Consider the following 18028-nt stretch of genomic DNA (forward strand, 5'->3'; position numbering starts at 1 on the left):
NTCCGAAAGGCCAACGCAACAAGTACGAGGTCGATCATGAGACCGGCCGGGTGCGCCTGGACCGCTACCTCTACACGTCGATGGCCTATCCCACTGACTACGGCTTCATCGAGGACACCCTGGGTGAGGACGGCGACCCGCTGGACGCGCTGGTGCTGCTGCCGCAGTCGGTGTTTCCCGGCGTGATCGTGGAGGCGCGGCCGGTGGGCATGTTCCGGATGGTCGACGAGGCGGGCGGCGACGACAAGGTGCTGTGCGTGCCGGCCGGCGACCATCGCTGGGACCACATCCAGGACATCGGCGACGTGCCGGAATTCGAACTGGACGTGATCAAGCACTTCTTCTCGCAGTACAAGGCGCTGGAGCCGGGCAAGTTCGTCAAGGCGGCCGATTGGGTCGACCGCGCCGAAGCCGAAGCGGAGGTGCAGCGTTCGGTGGAGCGGTTCAAGGCCCACGGGCACTGACGACCGGGCACTAACGCTTTCGGCGTAACCGCGCGCCGCGGCGCGGTGGCATCCTGGCGATGTGACCCCGGTGCTGCATTTCGCCGCCAGTTTCTGGTGGCTGATCTTCCCGCTGGGCGGCTCGATCGGCGCGGGTGTCAGGGCGGTCGCGGCGGCCAACGAGCGCCGCGCCGAAAGGCGCCTCGAGCGCTACCGGTTAAAGCAGCAGGCCAAGATCGCAGCGGCCGAGGCGGCCGCGCGGGCGCGGAACAACGAGGAGGGCTCACGCCGGGAGCTCGCCAAACTCGTTGCGGCGCATGACCGTACCGACGCGCGGTGGTTCGATTACGAACTCGACATCGCCAAATTGCTGGACTTCCCGATGATGACGGACATGCGCGATCCGCTGACCATCGCGTTTCACAAGGCGAAGCGGCGGGCCGACCTGCTGCGCCCGGAGCGCGCCGAGGACCTCGCCGGCGACCCGACCGCACAACGGGAATATCGCGACGCCGTCCACGAGTACATCAGCGCGTTCGAGATCGCCGAGGCCGAGGCGGTCCGCCGTCGCCGCAGCGACTTCTCGGAGGACGACCAGCAACGGCTGGCGCGCGCGCAGAACCTGCTGCACCTGGCGCAAGACGAGGCGGCCACGCGCGACGAGCGACAGAACGCCTATCTGCGGGCACGCAAGGAACTCGACGGGCTCATCGTGCTGCCGGCGCCGGCCCGCGCCGCCATCGAGCGGCGCATCGCCGGTCAGCTCGAGGCCTGAGCGGCGGTGGCCGCGGCGTTGCGCCGGTTGCGCAACACACTCCAGCCCAACGCCGCCGCGATGAAGACCACGCCCACCGAAGCGGTGACCGCCTCGGGCACCGCAAAGTGCGGCTCGATCGAGAACAACATGATGGCGGCCAGCACACCGATCGCCCAGTGCGCGCCGTGTTCCAGGTACACGTAGCGGTCCAACGCGTCCTGTTGGACGAGATAAATGGTGATCGACCGGACGAACATCGAGCCCACCAATCCCAGGCCCAGCGCGATGAGGATCGGGTCCGAGGTGATCGCGAACGCGCCGGTGACCCCGTCGAAGGAGAAGGCGGCGTCGAGCACCTCGAGATAGAGGAACAGCGTCAACCCGGCCTTGCCGACCGCCGCGCCGCCGGTCTTGCCGGCCGTCACCGCCTTGACGTCGGAGGGCCGAAACGCCCGGCTCAAACCGTTGACGACGAGGTAGGTGATCAGGCCCAGCAGCCCGGCGATCAAGACCGTCGCGCGTTCGTCGCTGGAGTGCGTCAGCTGCGTCCCCGCCAGTACCAGCGCGACCGCGGCCACCACCACCGACACCTGACCCAGGCGCCCGATGCGCGCGAACGGGATCTCAATCCACTTGAGCCACTTGATATCCCGGTCGTGGAAGACGAAATCCAAGAACAGCATCAAGAGAAAGATTCCGCCAAAGGCCGCGATCTGGGGATGGGCGGCGGCGATCAGCTTTTCGTAGCTGGGTGACCCGTCCGGGAATTGGTGCGCGCCGTGCGGCGGCGGGTTGAGCGCCAACTCGAACGCGCGCACCGGTTCCAGGCCCGCGGTCGCCCACACGATGAGCAAAGGGAAAACCAACCGCATGCCGAACACGGCGATCAGGATCCCGATCGTCAAGAACATCTGCCGCCAGAACGGGCTCATTCGCTGCAGGATCGCCGCGTTGATGATCGCGTTGTCGAACGACAGCGACACCTCGAGAACGGCGAGCACCAGCAGCACAAAGAGGGCATTCGGGCCACCGTGGGCGTACCCGGCGGCGAGCGCCGCAACGGTGATTAACAGCGAAATCCCGAAGATGCGGAACGCGGCCATGGATCCTTCCCCGACAGCCGCCCACGATAGCGAACCCCCTCGCCGGCGCGGTCGATCGGTGCCGGGCACCTACTATTTTCAAATTGTGGGGATACAGGCGCTGCCCCGGTGACCGAAGTCGGGGCCTCGAGGGGGCCGGTCGCGCGTGGCAGCGTGGCCCGGGTCGGCACCGCCACCGCGTTGACCGCGCTGTGCGGGTACGCGGTGATCTATCTGGCCGCCCGCGACCTGGCGCCGCGCGGCTTCTCGATCTTCGGGGTGTTTTGGGGGGCGTTCGGCCTGGTGACCGGCGCCGCCAACGGGCTGCTGCAGGAGACCACCCGGGAGGTCCGCTCGGCGAGCTACCTCGGGGACATCGGGGCGGCCCCGGTCGGGCGCACCCATCCGCTGCGCGTCGCCGCGATGGTCGGCGTGGCCGCGGCCGTCGTGATCGCCGGCAGCTCGCCGTTGTGGAGCGCACGGGTGTTCGTCGAGGCGCGCTGGCTGTCGGTGGCGCTGCTCAGCGTCGGGCTGGCCGGGTTCTGCCTGCACGCCACCCTGCTCGGCATGCTGGCCGGCACCAATCACTGGACCTCATACGGGGCGCTGATGGTGACCGACGCAGTCATCCGGGTGACGGTGGCCGCGGCGACGTTCGCGATCGGCTGGGGTCTGGCCGGGTTCCTGTGGGCCACCGTGGCGGGCGCGACGGCGTGGCTGATCACGCTGGCCGTCTCGCCGACGGCGCGTGCGGCGGCCAGGCTGCTGACGCCAGGCGATACCGCGACCTTCCTGCGCGGGGCAGCCCACTCGATCACCGCGGCCGGTGCCAGCGCGATCCTGGTGATGGGGTTTCCGGTCCTGCTGAAGCTGACCAGCACCGACTTGGGGGCGGAGGGTGGCGTGATCATCCTCGCGGTGACGTTGACCCGCGCGCCGCTGCTGGTGCCGCTGACCGCCATGCAGGGCAACCTCATCGCCCACTTCGTCGACGAGCGCAGCGACCGGCTCCGGGCGCTGGGACGCCCGGCCGCGATCATCGGTGGCATCGGCGCGACCGGCGTGCTGGCGGCGGGCGTGGTCGGCCCCTGGTTGCTGCGCGTCTTCTTCGGGCCCCAATACCAGGCCAGCAGCGCGCTGCTGGCCTGGCTGACGGCGGCCGCCGTGGCGATCGCCATGCTGACGCTGACCGGCGCCGGCACCGTCGCGGCCGCGCTGCATCGGGCCTATGCGCTGGGGTGGGTCGGCGCGACGGTGGCGTCGGGGCTGCTGCTGTTGTTGCCGCTGCCGCTGCAGACGCGCACCGTGGTCGGCCTGTTGTGCGGCCCACTGGTGGGAATCGGCGTCCACCTGGCGGCGCTGGCGCGAGCAGGGCGCTCAACCGGCTGATCCTGGCTAACCTTATGGGCTTAGATGGCTACTGAATCCCACTACTCCGGCGTCTGGATCGTCATCCCCGCCTTCAACGAAGCCGCGGTCATCGGCGAGGTGATCGCCGACGTCCGCTCGGTCTTCGATCACGTCGTCTGCGTGGACGACGGGAGCACCGACGGCACCGGTGAGATCGCCCGGCGGGCCGGGGCCCATTTGGTGCGCCATCCCGTCAACCTCGGCCAGGGCGCGGCGATCCAGACCGGTGTCGAGTACGCGCGCAAGCAGCCCGGGGCGCAGGTGTTCGCCACCTTCGACGCCGACGGCCAGCACCGCGTCAAGGACCTGGCCGCGATGATCGACCGGCTCGGCGCGGGCGACGTCGACGTGGTCATCGGCACCCGATTCGGCGCGCACGAGGGCAGCCGGCCGCCGTTTTTCAAGCGGATCGTGCTGCGGACCGCGGCGCGGCTCAGCCGTCGCGGTCGCCGACTTGGCTTGACCGACACCAACAATGGGCTGCGCGTGTTCAACAAGAAGGTCGCCGACGGGCTCGACATCACCATGAGCGGCATGAGCCACGCCAATGAGTTCGTCTCGTTGATCGCCGAAAACCATTGGCGCGTAGTGGAACAACCCGTCGAGGTGCTGTACACCGACTACTCGAAGTCCAAGGGGCAGCCCCTGCTCAACGGCGTCAACATCATTTTCGACGGGTTGCTGCGAGGGAGGACTTCGAGATGAACTGGATCCAGGTGCTGCTGATCGGGGCGATCGTCGCGCTGCTGGTGTACCTGCTGCGGTCCCGGCGCAGCTCACGGTCCAAGGCGTGGGTGAAGGTCGGGTACGTCCTGTTTGTGCTGGCCGGCATCTACGCCGTGCTGCGGCCCGACGACACGACGGTGGTGGCGCACTGGTTCGGCGTGCGCCGCGGCACCGACCTGATGCTCTACGCGCTGATCATGGCGTTCAGCTTCACCACGTTGAGCACCTATATGCGCTTCAAGGACCTGGAGTTGCGCTACGCGCGACTGGCCCGGGCGGTCGCGCTGGAGGGCGCGCAGGAGCCCGAACCGCGCTAGGCCGTATGGGCCTTGCGGAAGTATTCGACCGTGCGGCGCACGCCCTCGTCGAGTTGAATCTGCGGGCGCCAGCCCAAAACCTTTGCCGCCAAGCCGATGTCGAGGCAGGACCGCCTCAGGTCGCCGAGGCGATCCGGATGAAACTCCGGGTCGTCGGGCCCCCCGACGGCCGCGGCCACCGCCGAATGCAGTTGGCGGTCCGAGGTTTCGATCCCGGTGCCGACGTTGAAACGCTGGCCGCCGCCCGCCTCCCCGGCGGCCTTGACGAACGCGTCCACCACGTCGTCGACGTACACGTAGTCGCGGGTTTTCCCGCCGTCGCCGAACACCTTGGTGGGCTTGCCCGACAGCAGCGCCTGGGCGAAGATCGCCACCACGCCCGCCTCGCCGTGCGGGTCCTGCCGGGGGCCGTACACGTTGGCGGGCGCGATGTGCGAGCAGTCGAGGCCGTACAGGTGGCGGAAGGTGTTCAGGTAGACCTCGCCGGCCACCTTGCCCGCGGCGTACGGCGACGCCGGGTCGGTGGGCACCGTCTCGGGGGTCGGGTACACCGGCGGCGTGCCGTAGATGGATCCCCCCGACGAGGTGTGCACGATCTTGCGCACCCCCGTCTGGCGGGCCGCGTCGGCCAGGCGGATGGTGCCGATGACGTTGACCGACGCGTCGAACTGGGGGTCCGCCACCGAGTGCCGCACGTCGATCTGCGCCGCGAGGTGGAACACCACCTCCGGGCGGTGCTGGTCCAGGATGGCGGGCAAGTCGGCGGTGACGATGTCGGCCTCGACGAAGACGTGCGCCGGGTTGTCGGCCAGGTGTTCGAGGTTGGTCGCGCGACCGGTCGCGAAATTGTCCAGCCCCACCACCGCGTGACCGTCGGCCAGCAGACGGTCGACTAGCGTCGAGCCGATGAATCCGGCTGCCCCGGTGACCAGTGCGCGCACCGGCCCACCATACAAGCGGGGGGTGATGGCGGCAGCCGCCGCACTCATCGTCGCGCAGCTGGGGGTCCGCGCGGTGCTGGCTTTCCGGGGCTACTTCTACTGGGACGACCTGATTCTCGTCGGGAAGGCCGGCACCGAGGGCGTGCTGTCGCCGTCGTACCTGTTCGACGACCACGACGGGCACGTGATGCCGGCGGCGTTCCTGGTCGCCGGCGTCATCACCCGGCTGGCACCGCTGAACTGGACGCTGCCGGCGGTCAGCCTGGTGGTGCTGCAGCTGGTGGCCTCGCTGGCCCTGCTGCGCGCGCTGTACGTCATCCTCGGCTGGCGGTGGGTGCTGCTGATGCCGTTGACGTTCGCGCTGTTCACACCGCTGGGGGTGCCGGGCTTCGCGTGGTGGGCGGCGGCGCTGAATTCGCTGCCCATGCTGGCGGCGCTGGCGTGGGTGTGCGGCGATGCGGTCTTGCTGGTGCGCACCGGAAACCGGCGCTACGCCCTGACCGGGGCGCTTGTTTACCTCGGCGGGCTGCTGTTCTTCGAGAAGGCCGCCGTCATACCGTTCGTCGCGTTCGCCGTGGCCGCCCTGCTGGGCCACGTGTCCGGTGACCGGTCCGCGCTGCGCACGGTGTGGCGGGCCGGCCGGCCGTTGTGGATCGCGTCGTTGGCGCTGACCGCCGCCTGGGTCGCGCTGTACCTGGCCGTCGTCAACCAGCGGCGCTGGAGCACCGACGTGGCGATGGCGGGGGATCTGCTGTGGCGATCGGTTACCCACGGCATCGTGCCGGGGCTGGCCGGCGGGCCGTGGCACTGGGACCGGTGGGCGCCGGCCTCGCCGTGGGCCACACCCCCGCCCTCGGTGATGGCGCTCGGCTGGCTGGTGCTGATCGGGGCGGTGGCCCTGTCGCTGTCGCGCAAGCGCCGCATCGGGCCGGTGTGGCTGACCGCGGCCGGCTACGCCATCGCGTGTCAGGTGCCGATCTATCTGATGCGCTCGTCGAAGCAGACGGCGCTGGAGCTGGCGCAGACGCTGCGCTACCTGCCGGATCTGGTCGTCGTGCTGGCGCTGCTGGCGGCCGTCGCGTTGCGCGCCCCAAACCGGCCGGGCACGGCGCGGTGGCTGAACGCGTCGGCGACACGCACGCTGGCGACGGCCGGTTTGGCGGTGGCGTTCGTGGCCAGCAGCCTGTACTCGACGGCGACCTTCCTGACCAGCTGGCGGGACAACCCCGCCCAGCCGTACCTGCAGAACGCGCGCGCCGGTCTGGCCGCCGCGCACGCGGCCTCGGCTGCACCGCTGCTGGATCAGGAGGTCGACCCGCTGGTCCTGCAGCGGGTGGCCGCGCCGCAGAATCTGGCCAGCCACATGTTCGCGCTGCTGCGAGACAGGCCCGAATTCGACTCGGCGACGCCACAATTGCGGATGATCGACAGCTCGGGCCGGTTGATCAACGCGCGGGTGACCTGGATCCGCACCATCGTGCCGGGGCCCATGCCGCACTGCGGCTATTTCGCCCAGCCGGACAAGCCGGCGCGGCTGGTTCTCGACGGCCCGCTGCTGCCCGCCGATTGGACCGTCGAGCTCAATTACCTTGCCAACAGCGATGGTTCGATGACGCTGGCGCTGGCGGAGGGTCCCGACGTGAAGGTGCTGGTGCATCCGGGTCTGAACCGGGTCTTCGTGCGCCTGCCCGGCGCCGGGGACGCGATCACCGTCCGGGCCAACACGACCGCGCTGGCGTTGTGCCTGGCGTCGGGACCGGTCGGGTTCGTGGTGCCGGCCTGACCGTTGAAGCACAGCGAGGTCCTCGCCGAGCGCGACGCTACGGCCACGTTCGGCGCGTGGGAAGCGGTGAGCCACCTAGGAGAATCGAACTCCTGACCTGCTCATTACGAGTGAGCCGCTCTACCGACTGAGCTAAGGTGGCGTGCCCTGCCGGGCGGCACGAGTCTACGGCAGCCGGGCCGGGTCACCCAAGTTCCTGGCCGATGGCCGCGACCATCGCGTCGACGGCGAACTTGGGTTTGACGTTGATCGCGAGCGCCTCGCGACAGTGCAGCACCGCCTCGATGCAGCGCAGCAGCCGCTCGGGTGAGGCGTGGTCGGCCAGCGCCGCCACCCGATCGGCCATGTCGGGATGATTCGCCTGGACGCCGCCGGCGTGCGCCGAGACCACCAGCGCATCGCGGAAGTAGGTGGCCAGGTCGATCAGCGCGCGGTCCAGCGCATCGCGCGACGCNCCGGCGCGCCCGCCCGACGTGCCCGCCGCTGACCGACGCCGCCCAGTTCGCCGTGTCGGCGTCCAGGTCGTCGCTGTCGATGAGGACTTGGGCGATCGCCTCGGTCGGCGGGGTGACCAGCGCGACGTGCCGGCACCGGGATCGCAGCGTGACCGCGATGTCCTCGGGGTCCACCGACGGCGCGCACAACAGGAACACCGTCGACGGCGGCGGTTCCTCGACGACCTTCAGCAGCGCGTTCGCCGCACCCTCGGTCAACCGGTCGGCGTCCTCGATCACCACGATCTGCCGGCGCCCGGTGGTCGGGCGGCGCGACGCGATCTGCACGATGCCGCGCATCTCGTCCACGCCGATGGACAAGCCTTCCGGGATCACCCGGCGCACGTCGGCGTGGGTGCCGGCCATGGTCGTCGTGCACGCCCGGCAGCTCCCGCACCCCGGCTCCCCGTCGGAGGTGCATTGCAGCGCGGCCGCGAAGCACAGCGCCGCAACCGAGCGGCCGGAGCCGGGCGGACCGGTGATCAGCCACGCATGTGTCATAGTCCCGTCGCCCGCATCGCTGTGAGCCGGATCACCGCGGGCCGCCCGGGCGGCGGCGAGCAGCCCGGCCACGACGGCCTCCTGGCCTACCAGCCGCGTAAACACTCCGGACATCACCGGCAACAGTAGTGACACGGGCAGACAGATACCGATCGGCCACCGTATCGCGACGATTCCGTGACCTGGCGCCCGTTTCGGCAGGTGCAGGCGGCTTGCCGAGATACTTATTGTTTTCCGCCAAGTCCGCCCTGCCCGATACGGTGGATTGGTGGCAACCGAGGCAGCACTGCCCGGGCGAATCGGCGGGTTCGTCCGGTGGGTGGTGCGCACGCCGTGGCCACTGTTCGCGCTGAGCATGCTGCAGGCCGACATCATCGGCGGCCTTTTCGTGCTGGGCTTCCTGCGCTACGCGCTGCCGCCCCAGGACCGCATCCAGCTGCAAGATCTGCCGCCGGTCAACCTGGCCGTCTTCATCAGCGTCGTGATCAGCCTGTTCCTGGCCGGGATCGTGTTCAACCTGCGGCTGATGTTGCCGGTGTTCCGCTGGCAGCGCCGCGACAATCTGCTCGCCGAAACCGATCCGGCCGGCACCGAGCTGGCCCGCAGCCGCGCGCTGCGCATGCCCTACTACCGGACCATGACCAGCGGGGTGGCCTGGTGCATCGGCGGAGTGGTGTTCATCGTCGCCAGCTGGTCGGTCGCCAAGTACACCGCGCCCGTCGTGGCGGTCGCCGTCGCGCTGGGCGCCGCCGCGACGGCGATCATTGGTTACCTGCAGTCCGAGCGGGTGCTGCGACCGGTGGCGGTCGCGGCCCTGCGCAGCGGCGTGCCGGAGAACGTCAAGGCGCCCGGCGTCATCCTGCGCCAGATGCTGAGCTGGATGCTGTCCACCGCCGTGCCGCTGCTGGCGATCGTGCTGGCCGTGGTGGCCGACAAGACCTCGCTGCTGCACGCCACGCCCGAGAAGTTGTTCAACCCGATCCTGCTGCTGGCGCTGGCGGCGCTGGGCGTCGGGCTGGTCAGCACGCTGCTGGTGGCGATGTCCATCGCCGACCCGCTGCGGCAGCTGCGCTGGGCGCTGTCCGAGGTGCAGCGCGGGAACTACAACGCACACATGCAGATCTACGACGCCAGCGAACTGGGCCTGCTGCAGGCGGGCTTCAACGACATGGTCCGCGACCTATCCGAGCGGNGGGCAGGGGGGGGAGTGCGCGGTGCTGTTCGTGGACCTGGTCGGCTCCACCCAGCTGGCCGCGACGCGGCCGCCCGCCGAGGTGGTTCACCTGCTCAACGAGTTCTTCCGCGTCGTGGTTGACACCGTCGGCAAGCACGGCGGGTTCGTCAACAAGTTCCAGGGCGACGCGGCGCTGGCCATCTTCGGTGCGCCGATCGAGCACCCCGACGCTTCGGGGGGCGCGCTGGCGGCCGCCCGCGAGCTGCACGACGAAATCCTTCCCGTGATCGGGTCGGCCGAGTTCGGCATCGGGGTCTCTGCCGGCCGGGCCATCGCCGGCCACATCGGCGCGCAGGCCCGCTTCGAGTACACGGTCATCGGTGACCCGGTCAACGAGGCCGCCCGGCTCACCGAGCTGGCCAAGCTCGAGCCCGGGCACGTGCTCGCCTCGGCGATCGCGGTCAGCGGCGCGCTGGACGCCGAGGCGCTGTGCTGGGACGTCGGCGAGGTCGTCTATCTGCGCGGGCGCGCGGCACCGACCCAGCTGGCCCGTCCGGTGAAACTGGCCACCCCCGAAGACGTTGCCAGCGAACAGGTTTCGAGCGAGATCAGCGGCTAGGCGCGCTTGGTCGCCTTCTTCGCCGGTGCCCTGCGGGCCGATTTCTTCGCGGGCCGCTTGGCGGGGCCCCGGGCTCGCCGGTCGGCCAGCAGCTCGGCGGCGCGCTCGTCGGTAATCGACATCACGTCGTCGCCCTTGCGCAGGCTGGCGTTGGTCTCGCCGTCGGTGACGTACGGCCCGAATCGGCCGTCCTTGATCACCATCGGCTTGCCCGACGCCGGATCGGCGCCCAACTCGCGCAGTGGCGGCGCTGCGGCGCTCTGCCTGCCACGTCGTTTGGGCTCGGCGTAGATCTTCAGCGCCTCCTCGAGGGTGATGTCAAAGATCTGATCCTCGGTGGACAGAGAACGAGAGTCGTTGCCCCGCTTCAGGTATGGGCCATAGCGGCCATTCTGCGCGGTGATCTCCTCACCGGATTCGGGGTCGGTGCCGACGACGCGGGGCAGCGACAGCAGCTTGAGCGCGTCCTCGAGCGTCACGGTCTGCAGGTCCATGCTGCGCAACAGGGAACCGGTCCGGGGCTTGGGCCCGGTGGGCTTCTTCCCCTTCTTCGCCGGCGCTGTGCTGTCGGGACCGTCGTTCGAGTCGGGCTGCGGGGGCAAGACCTCGGTCACGTACGGCCCGTACCGGCCGTCCTTGGCGACGATCTCGTGCCCGGTCTGCGGATCGACGCCCAAGAGGCGGCCCTCTTGCGGTGTCGCGAAGAGCTCTTCGGCCACCTCAAGGGTCAGCTCGTCGGGGGTCAGCGAGTCGTTGAGGTTGGCCCGCTGCGGCGTCGGCTCGCCCTCGTCGTTGGTCACGATGCGTTCCAGGTAGGGCCCGTTCTTGCCCACCCGGACATAGACGGGCCGACCCTGCGCGTCGTCAAACACCCTGATGGAGTTCACTTCTCGCGCGTCGATGCCTTCGAGGTTGACGCCGACGAGCTTCTTCAGACCACCCGAGCGGGCCACCGAGTCGGGCACGCCGTGGTCGCCGCCGAAGTAGAAGTTGTTGAGCCAGTTGGTGCGTCGCTCGGTGCCCGATGCGATCGCGTCGAGCTCGTCTTCCATCGCCGCGGTGAAGCCGTAATCGACGAGGCGGCCGAAATGCTGTTCCAGCAGCCCGGTGACGGCGAACGCGACCCACGAGGGCACCAGCGCGCTGCCCTTCTTGTACACGTAGCCGCGGTCCTGGATGGTCTTGATGATCGACGAGTACGTCGACGGGCGGCCGATGCCCAGCTCCTCGAGCGCCTTGACCAGCGAGGCCTCGGTGTAGCGCGCCGGCGGGTTGGTGGCGTGGCCGTCCGGGGTGAGCTCGAGGGCCTCCAGCCGCTGCCCCTCGCGCAGGTGGGGCAGCCGCCGCTCGGCGTCGTCGGCCTCACCGCCGGCCAGCTCGTCCACCGTTTCCACGTAGGCCTTGAGGAAGCCGGCGAACGTGATGGTGCGCCCGGTCGCGGAGAACACCACCGGCGTATCTCCGGCCGGTCCGCCCGCCGTGCCGGCGATCCGCAGGCTCAGCGTGGTACCGCGCGCGTCGGCCATCTGGGAGGCGACCGTGCGCTGCCAAATCAGTTCGTACAGCCGGAATTCGTCGCCGTCGAGCTCGCGGCGCACCGCGTCCGGGGTGGCGAACGTCTCACCGGCCGGCCGGATCGCCTCGTGCGCCTCCTGGGCGTTCTTCACCTTGCGGGTGTACTGACGCGGCGAGGGCGAGACGTACTCCGCGCCGTAGAGCTGGCGCGCCTGGGTGCGCGCCGCGTTGATCGCCGACTCCGACAGCGTGGTGGAGTCGGTACGCATATAAGTGATGTAGCCGTTCTCGTAGAGGCGCTGCGCGATGCTCATCGTGCGCTCGGAGGAGAACCGCAACTTGCGCCCGGCCTCCTGCTGCAGCGTCGACGTCATGAACGGCGCGTACGGGCGCCGGGTGTAGGGCTTCTCCTCGACCGATGCCACCGACAGCTGGGCGCCGCGCAATCCCGCCGCCAGCTGGGTCGCGCCGGCCTCGTCCAGGATCACCACTTCGTCGGCCTTGCGCAGCTGACCCAGCGAGTCGAAATCGCGGCCGGTGGCCACGCGCAGGCCGTCGACGTTGGTCAGCCGCGCGGTGAAGGTGGGCGGCTGTGCCTGCGGGTCGGACACGCTGGCGTCCAGTTGAGCGACGATGTCCCAGTACGAGGCGCTGCGGAAGGCCATGCGGTCGCGCTCGCGCTGCACGATGATGCGGGTCGCCACCGACTGGACCCGGCCGGCCGACAGCCTGGGCGCGACCTTCTTCCACAGCACCGGGCTGACCTCGTAGCCGTACAGCCGGTCCAGGATGCGGCGCGTCTCCTGGGCGTCGACCAGGTCGATGTCGAGGTCGCGGGGATTTTCGGCGGCCTCCAGGATCGCCGGTTCGGTGATCTCGTGGAACACCATCCGCTTCACCGGGATGCTGGGCTTGAGGGTTTCCAGCAGGTGCCAGGCGATGGCTTCGCCCTCGCGGTCACCATCCGTGGCCAGATAGAGCTCGTCGACGTCCTTCAGCAGGCCCTTGAGTTCGCTGACGGTGTGCTTCTTCTCCGGGCTGATGATGTAGAGCGGCTCGAAATCGGCGTCGACGTTGACCCCCAGCCTGGCCCACGGCTCGGACTTGAACTTCGCGGGCACGTCGGCCGCGGCGCGGGGCAGATCACGGATGTGGCCGCGCGAGGACTCGACGATGTAGCTGGAGCCCAGGTAGCCGGCCAGCTTGCGCGCCTTGGTCGGCGACTCGACAATCACGAGCCGCCGACGGCTGCCATTTCCGCCGCTGACGCGGTCTTTTAGCTTCGGGTCAGCCAACTGCGCTTACGCTCCATCTCTTATCCCGGCCCCCCCTTGCGAGGCGGCCCTGCAGGAAGAATGACAGGCCAGCGTCCGAAATTCCGGTGAAATCAGATACGCCAGCGTTCCTTCGCCCTCCAGGGCATCTGACAATTTCGCACCCTCGGGCGGGCCTGCGCAAACCGGCCGCCGAAATTGTCGGCGCTCGAGCCCGGCTAGACGCGGGGCCACAGCGACAACGCCTCGTCGCCGTCCGGGGGTTCCCCCACGTTCTCTACCAGGCGCGATAGCCTGCGACGGCCGCTGATCCGCAGCGCCGGGCGCCCGCCGCGGGTGCCGATCAGCGTGGGCGCAATTCCGACCCGCATCAACGCCGACGCGAGCGGGGAATGGGTATCGGGTGCGTGCGGGTCGAGACCCAGTAGGTAGTGGTCGCCCTCCGGGGTGCCGGCGGCCAGCGTCCACGCCCGCAGCTCCCGCGGCCCGGGCAGCCATCGCGGGGGCACCGTCTTGACCGCGCCCCGGGTCCATTCGGCGGCGAGCGTCACCAAGGAAGGGGTCATCTCCGTCCGCACCAAGGGGGTGTCCTCGTCGGTGCGGCCGATCTCCGGCACCAGACCCGCATCGCGGATCATCTCGGCCAGCGCCGAGGCCCGCCACATGTGGTCGACGACCACCGAAAGCCGGGCAAGCCGAGCGCCCTGCGGGCGACTTTCAGACGGGGCGCCGACCAGCACGATCTGCCCTGAGGCCGCCAGCACCCCGGAGAGATCGGCGACCGCGGGCGGCACCGACTCCGCTGTGAAGAAGGAAAGCTGGCTCACGCCACCGACAGTAGGCCAGGTCGTCCGCCCGCGTCTTCACGTATTCGGCGCGGCGGGCTGGGCAGCCTCCGGGCAGACTCCAGACAGAATGAAAACCCCCCGGCGGGACCGCTAGGCGGGTCGCGCGGGGGGCTCTCGTGGAGAATCTGCTCGTCTCAGACGGAGCGGACTCCGGTGGCCTGGGGGCCCTTAGGGCTGTGGCCGATCTCAAACTCGACCTTCTGGTTTTCTTCGAGGGTGCGGAAGCCCGAACCCTGGATCTCCGTGTAGTGGACAAAAACATCTGCGGAACCGTCTTCGGGCGCAATGAACCCGAAGCCCTTCTCCGCGTTGAACCACTTCACAGTTCCCTGTGGCATCTCTCGATCTTTCCTTTTCTTATGGGTGCGGGGCACCGCCTTTCGGTGCCCCGGGCCAGCTGCGACCGCCATACCTCGCTGAGTCGCCGGAACTTCACCCGACCGATAACCTCGCAGGAACCGCGGCCGCAACGTTGTTCCTGCGAAAGTTTGACACGAACACAGAAGCTGCGACCGCAAATAGTCAACCATGTTCATGGCGTCGGCGACAGACTTGTGTCCAGGACTGATTCTCGGCTCGATCCTTGGAGGGCGTGAGGTGGCCAGTTTCGGCGCCGACCTGCTCGCCGTCGCGCTCGCCGGTACCGCGCCGGACGAGCGTCCGCTGCGCCACGTCGCCGAGTTGCCCGCGCGCAGCGGCCGGCCGCACAGCTGGCCCGAGTGGGCCGAGCCCGACGTGGTGCGCGCGTTCGCCGAACGCGGCATCAGTGACCCGTGGTCACATCAGGCCGCGGCCGCGGAGCTGGCCCACGCCGGCCGTCACGTGGCGATCAGCACCGGCACCGCGTCGGGCAAGTCACTGGCCTATCAGCTTCCCGTCCTCAACGCGCTCGCGACGGACCCGCGCGCCCGGGGGTTGTACCTGTCGCCGACCAAGGCGCTCGGCCACGACCAGTTGCGCGCCGCGCACGCGCTGACCGCGGCCGTCCCGCGGCTGCATGACGTCGCGCCCACCGCCTACGACGGAGACAGCCCGGCCGAGGTGCGCCGCTTCGCCCGCGAGCACTCCCGATGGTTGTTCTCCAACCCCGACATGATCCACCTCTCGATCTTGCGCAACCACGCCCGCTGGGCCGTCCTGTTGCGGGGGCTTCGATTCGTCATCGTCGACGAATGCCATTACTACCGTGGCGTTTTCGGGTCCAACGTGGCGATGGTGCTGCGTCGGCTGTTGAGGCTGTGCGAGCGCTATTCCTCGGCGCCCACAGTCGTTTTCGCCAGCGCGACCACCGATTCGCCGGGTGCGACGGCGGCCGAACTCATCGGCCGTCCGGTGCAGGAGGTCACCGAAGACGGCTCGCCGCAGGGGGCGCGGACCGTGGCGTTGTGGGAGCCCGCGTTGCGGGCCGACCTGACCGGCGAGAACGGAGCGCCGGTGCGACGCTCCGCCGGCGCCGAGGCGGCGCACGTGATGGCCGACCTGGTCGCCGAGGGGGCGCAAACGCTGACGTTCGTCCGGTCGCGGCGCGCGGCGGAATTGACCGCGCTGGGAACGCGGGCGCGGCTCGACGACATTGCCCCGGAGCTGTCCTCCAAGGTCGCGTCGTACCGGGCCGGCTACCTCGCCGAGGACCGCAGCGCGCTGGAGCGCGCCCTGGCCGAGGGTCGGCTGCGCGGCCTGGCGACCACCAACGCGCTGGAGCTCGGCGTGGACATCGCCGGCCTGGATGCGGTGGTGCTCGCCGGTTTCCCGGGAACGGTCGCCTCGTTCTGGCAGCAGGCCGGCCGGTCGGGCCGGCGCGGCCAGGGGGCGCTGGTCGTGCTGATCGCGCGCGACGACCCGCTGGACACCTACCTGGTGCACCATCCCGACGCGCTGCTGGGTAAGCCGGTCGAGCGCGTTGTGATCGATCCCGCCAACCCCTACATCCTCGGTCCGCAGCTGCTGTGTGCGGCGACCGAGATGCCGCTCGACGAGGCCGAGGTCCGCAGCTTCGGCGCCACCGACGTGGCCCAGGGCCTGATCGATGACGGGCTACTGCGGCGGCGCAATGACAAGTACTTCCCGGCGGCCGGCATCCAACCGCACGGCGCGGTGGACATCCGGGGCTCATCCGGCGGCCAGATCGTCATCATCGAGGCGGACACCGGGCGGCTGCTGGGCAGCGCCGGGGTGGATCAGGCCCCGGCCTCGGTTCACCCCGGAGCGGTCTATTTGCATCAGGGCGAGACCTACGTCGTCGATTCCCTGGACACCGAGGGCCAGATCGCGTTCGTCCACGCCGAGGATCCCGGCTACGCGACGTTCGCGCGCGAGCTCACCGACATCGTCGTGACCGGGGCCGGTGAACGCCGCGAGTTCGGCTCCGTCAATTTGGGCTTGGTGCCGGTTCGGGTCACTCACCGGGTAGTGGGCTACCTGCGGCGCCGGCTGTCCGGGGAGGTCATCGACTTCATCCAGCTGGACATGCCCGAGCACGTGCTGCCCACCACCGCCGCCATGTACACCATCGACCCGGATGCCTTGCTGCACAACGGTATCGAGGCACCGCGCGTTCCCGGCTCGTTGCACGCCGCCGAGCACGCCGCCATCGGGTTGCTGCCCCTGGTGGCCAGCTGCGACCGCGGCGACATCGGCGGGCTGTCCACCGCGATCGGTCCCGAGGGGCTGCCCACCGTCTTCGTCTACGACGGTCATCCGGGCGGGGCGGGTTTCGCCGAACGGGGCTTCCGGCAGGCCTGCACCTGGCTCGGCGCGACGGCCGCGGCGATCGAGGCGTGCGAATGCCCGAACGGTTGCCCGTCGTGCGTGCAGTCGCCCAAATGTGGCAACGGCAACGACCCGCTGGACAAGGCGGGGGCGGTAAGGGTGCTGCGGCTGGTGCTATCCCAACTGGGTGGCGGCACGCGCTGACCACCCCGGGATGGCGACCGACCCCTCAACGGCCGACCCCCAACACACCAGCGCTCGACAGACGCCGGTATAACACGCATTTCCTCATTGCTGAGAAATGCCAACATACCACCACACACCGCGAAGACGTGGGGAAATGACACTTCACAACCAACGACACCCGGGGCCCATCGCACCCGGCGGCAGCCGTAAAATCGGCCGCATGGCCCACGACTGGTTGCTCGTGGAGACGCTAGGGGGCGAGCCCGCCGTAGTGGCGCAGGGACGACAACTCAAAAACCTCGTCCCGATCACCACGTTCCTGCGCCGCAGTCCCCACCTCGCGGCCGTCCGGACCGCGATCGCCGAGTCCGTCCAGACCGGCCAGACCCTGACCAGCATCACCACCAAACGCGACCGCGTCATCCGCACCGAGCCGGTGGTGATGTCCGACGGCCGCGTTCACGGCGTCCACGTCTGGACCGGACCGGCCGACGCCGAGCCGTCCCAACGGCCCATCCCCGGGCCGCTGAAGTGGGACCTGACCCTCGGGGTGGCCACCGATACCAGGGAATCGCTGGCCAACAGCGGCAAGAATCCCGACGTCGAAGTGACCTTGGGCAGGGCGTTCGCGGAAGACCTGCCGTCGCGCGAGCTCAATCCGAACGAAACCAAGGTGCTTGCCATGGCGGTCAGGGCCAAGCCCGACCAAACAATCTGCAGCACATGGGATGTCACCGACTGGCAGGGCAAACCCATCCGGATCGGTTTCGTCGCGCGCACCACCTTGGAGCCAGGGCCGGACGGCCGCGACCACCTGATCGCCCGGGCGATGAACTGGCGGTCGGTACTCAAGGGCCCGGTGGTGTCCACCGACGATCTGGCGCAACGCATCCTGAACGGACTGGCGCAGGCAGGTGTCCACCGGGCGCTCGTCGACCTCGACAGCTGGTCGCTGCTGAAATGGCTCGACGATCCCTGCACCTTCTACGACTGGCGCGGCAACGAGACGGACAGGCCGAAGGTGCACCCCGACGACGAACACCTAAAGTCCTCTATGACAACGGAATTCGTCGACGGCCCGACCAGTCGGGTACTGCGCATGCGGGGCCACGACGGCGATTGGGTTCCGGTGCACGTCACGGTCAACAAGGTGGAACTGGAGCCCGACACCTTCGCCGGACTGGTTTCGCTGCGCTTGCCGACCGACGAGGAAGTCGCCGCCGCGGGTTTGCCAAAAGGCTCACACGAC

At 69.4% G+C, this 18028-nt stretch carries 12 protein-coding genes, 1 tRNA gene and 3 pseudogenes; 9 read left to right on the forward strand and 7 right to left on the reverse strand.

The features are described 5' to 3' along the window. Nucleotides 1–2 precede the first annotated feature (2 nt). A pseudogene (locus tag BN4348_RS52970) lies at nucleotides 3–464 on the forward strand (inorganic diphosphatase); the annotation flags it as partial. Nucleotides 465–525: 61 nt separating this feature from the next. Next, a complete protein-coding gene (locus BN4348_RS52975; RefSeq protein WP_066916572.1) occupies nucleotides 526–1218 on the forward strand; it encodes a hypothetical protein in 693 nt (230 codons plus the stop codon). On the opposite strand, the gene BN4348_RS52980 is transcribed toward BN4348_RS52975, so the two are convergent. Continuing rightward, on the reverse strand, nucleotides 1203–2303 hold the full coding sequence (locus BN4348_RS52980; protein WP_066916573.1) for a DUF475 domain-containing protein: 1101 nt from the start codon (nucleotides 2301–2303) through the stop codon (nucleotides 1203–1205). The two genes, BN4348_RS52975 and BN4348_RS52980, sit on opposite strands and share 16 nt — an antisense overlap. Nucleotides 2304–2357: 54 nt before the next feature. On the opposite strand from BN4348_RS52980, the gene BN4348_RS52985 reads away from it, so the two are divergent. Genes BN4348_RS52985 through BN4348_RS52995 form a run of 3 tightly spaced genes read left to right on the forward strand, consistent with a single transcriptional unit; the run spans nucleotide 2358 to nucleotide 4735 of the window. Further along, on the forward strand, nucleotides 2358–3671 hold the full coding sequence (locus BN4348_RS52985; RefSeq protein WP_096866208.1) for a hypothetical protein: 1314 nt from the start codon (nucleotides 2358–2360) through the stop codon (nucleotides 3669–3671). Nucleotides 3672–3695: 24 nt separating this feature from the next. After that, complete coding sequence (locus BN4348_RS52990) at nucleotides 3696–4397, forward strand: glycosyltransferase family 2 protein (RefSeq protein ID WP_066916577.1); 702 nt, start codon at nucleotides 3696–3698, stop codon at nucleotides 4395–4397. Then, nucleotides 4394–4735 carry a DUF2304 domain-containing protein gene (locus BN4348_RS52995; protein ID WP_066916579.1) on the forward strand — a complete coding sequence of 114 codons (342 nt, stop codon included), beginning with the start codon at nucleotides 4394–4396 and terminating at the stop codon, nucleotides 4733–4735. Before BN4348_RS52990 ends, BN4348_RS52995 begins: the two co-directional genes overlap by 4 nt. Here BN4348_RS52995 and BN4348_RS53000 read toward each other — a convergent pair. Further along, nucleotides 4732–5676, reverse strand: coding sequence for an NAD-dependent epimerase/dehydratase family protein (locus BN4348_RS53000; protein WP_066916581.1), 945 nt, complete (start codon nucleotides 5674–5676; stop codon nucleotides 4732–4734). The genes BN4348_RS52995 and BN4348_RS53000 overlap by 4 nt on opposite strands. 25 nt (nucleotides 5677–5701) lie before the next feature. Here BN4348_RS53000 and BN4348_RS53005 point away from each other — a divergent pair, with 25 nt between their 5' ends. Beyond that, complete coding sequence (locus BN4348_RS53005; protein ID WP_066916595.1) at nucleotides 5702–7459, forward strand: hypothetical protein; 1758 nt, start codon at nucleotides 5702–5704, stop codon at nucleotides 7457–7459. A gap of 69 nt (nucleotides 7460–7528) precedes the next feature. Here BN4348_RS53005 and BN4348_RS53010 read toward each other — a convergent pair. Both BN4348_RS53010 and BN4348_RS53015 read right to left on the reverse strand, forming a co-directional pair. Continuing rightward, a tRNA-Thr gene (locus BN4348_RS53010) sits at nucleotides 7529–7601 on the reverse strand. A 42-nt stretch (nucleotides 7602–7643) separates the two neighbouring features. After that, nucleotides 7644–8568, reverse strand: a pseudogene (locus BN4348_RS53015) (DNA polymerase III subunit delta'). 106 nt (nucleotides 8569–8674) lie between these two features. Here BN4348_RS53015 and BN4348_RS53020 point away from each other — a divergent pair. Next, a pseudogene (locus tag BN4348_RS53020) lies at nucleotides 8675–10247 on the forward strand (adenylate/guanylate cyclase domain-containing protein). On the opposite strand, the gene topA reads toward BN4348_RS53020, so the two are convergent. The 3 genes from topA to cspA all read right to left on the reverse strand — a co-directional run bounded on the left by topA (nucleotide 10244) and on the right by cspA (nucleotide 14222). After that, the gene (topA, locus tag BN4348_RS53025) at nucleotides 10244–13057 is read right to left on the reverse strand and encodes a type I DNA topoisomerase (RefSeq protein ID WP_066916583.1); all 2814 of its coding nucleotides are present in this window, start codon (nucleotides 13055–13057) and stop codon (nucleotides 10244–10246) included. The pseudogene BN4348_RS53020 and the gene topA sit on opposite strands and share 4 nt — an antisense overlap. 197 nt (nucleotides 13058–13254) lie before the next feature. Further along, nucleotides 13255–13863: a hypothetical protein gene (locus BN4348_RS53030; RefSeq protein ID WP_066916585.1), complete on the reverse strand. Its 609-nt coding sequence runs from the start codon at nucleotides 13861–13863 to the stop codon at nucleotides 13255–13257. Nucleotides 13864–14018: 155 nt separating this feature from the next. After that, nucleotides 14019–14222, reverse strand: coding sequence for a cold shock protein CspA (cspA, locus tag BN4348_RS53035; protein WP_007166602.1), 204 nt, complete (start codon nucleotides 14220–14222; stop codon nucleotides 14019–14021). A gap of 259 nt (nucleotides 14223–14481) precedes the next feature. On the opposite strand from cspA, the gene BN4348_RS53040 reads away from it, so the two are divergent. Continuing rightward, entirely contained in the window at nucleotides 14482–16797 is a 2316-nt protein-coding gene (locus BN4348_RS53040) for a DEAD/DEAH box helicase (protein WP_066916587.1), read from the forward strand. A 202-nt stretch (nucleotides 16798–16999) separates the two neighbouring features. Beyond that, nucleotides 17000–18028, forward strand: a 1029-nt coding sequence (locus tag BN4348_RS53045; RefSeq protein ID WP_066916589.1) for a PAS domain-containing protein, incomplete at its 3' end; no start/stop codon positions are given.

The sequence above is a fragment of the Mycobacterium interjectum genome (genome assembly GCF_900078675.2).
In the GTDB taxonomy this organism is placed as follows: Bacteria; Actinomycetota; Actinomycetes; order Mycobacteriales; family Mycobacteriaceae; genus Mycobacterium; species Mycobacterium interjectum.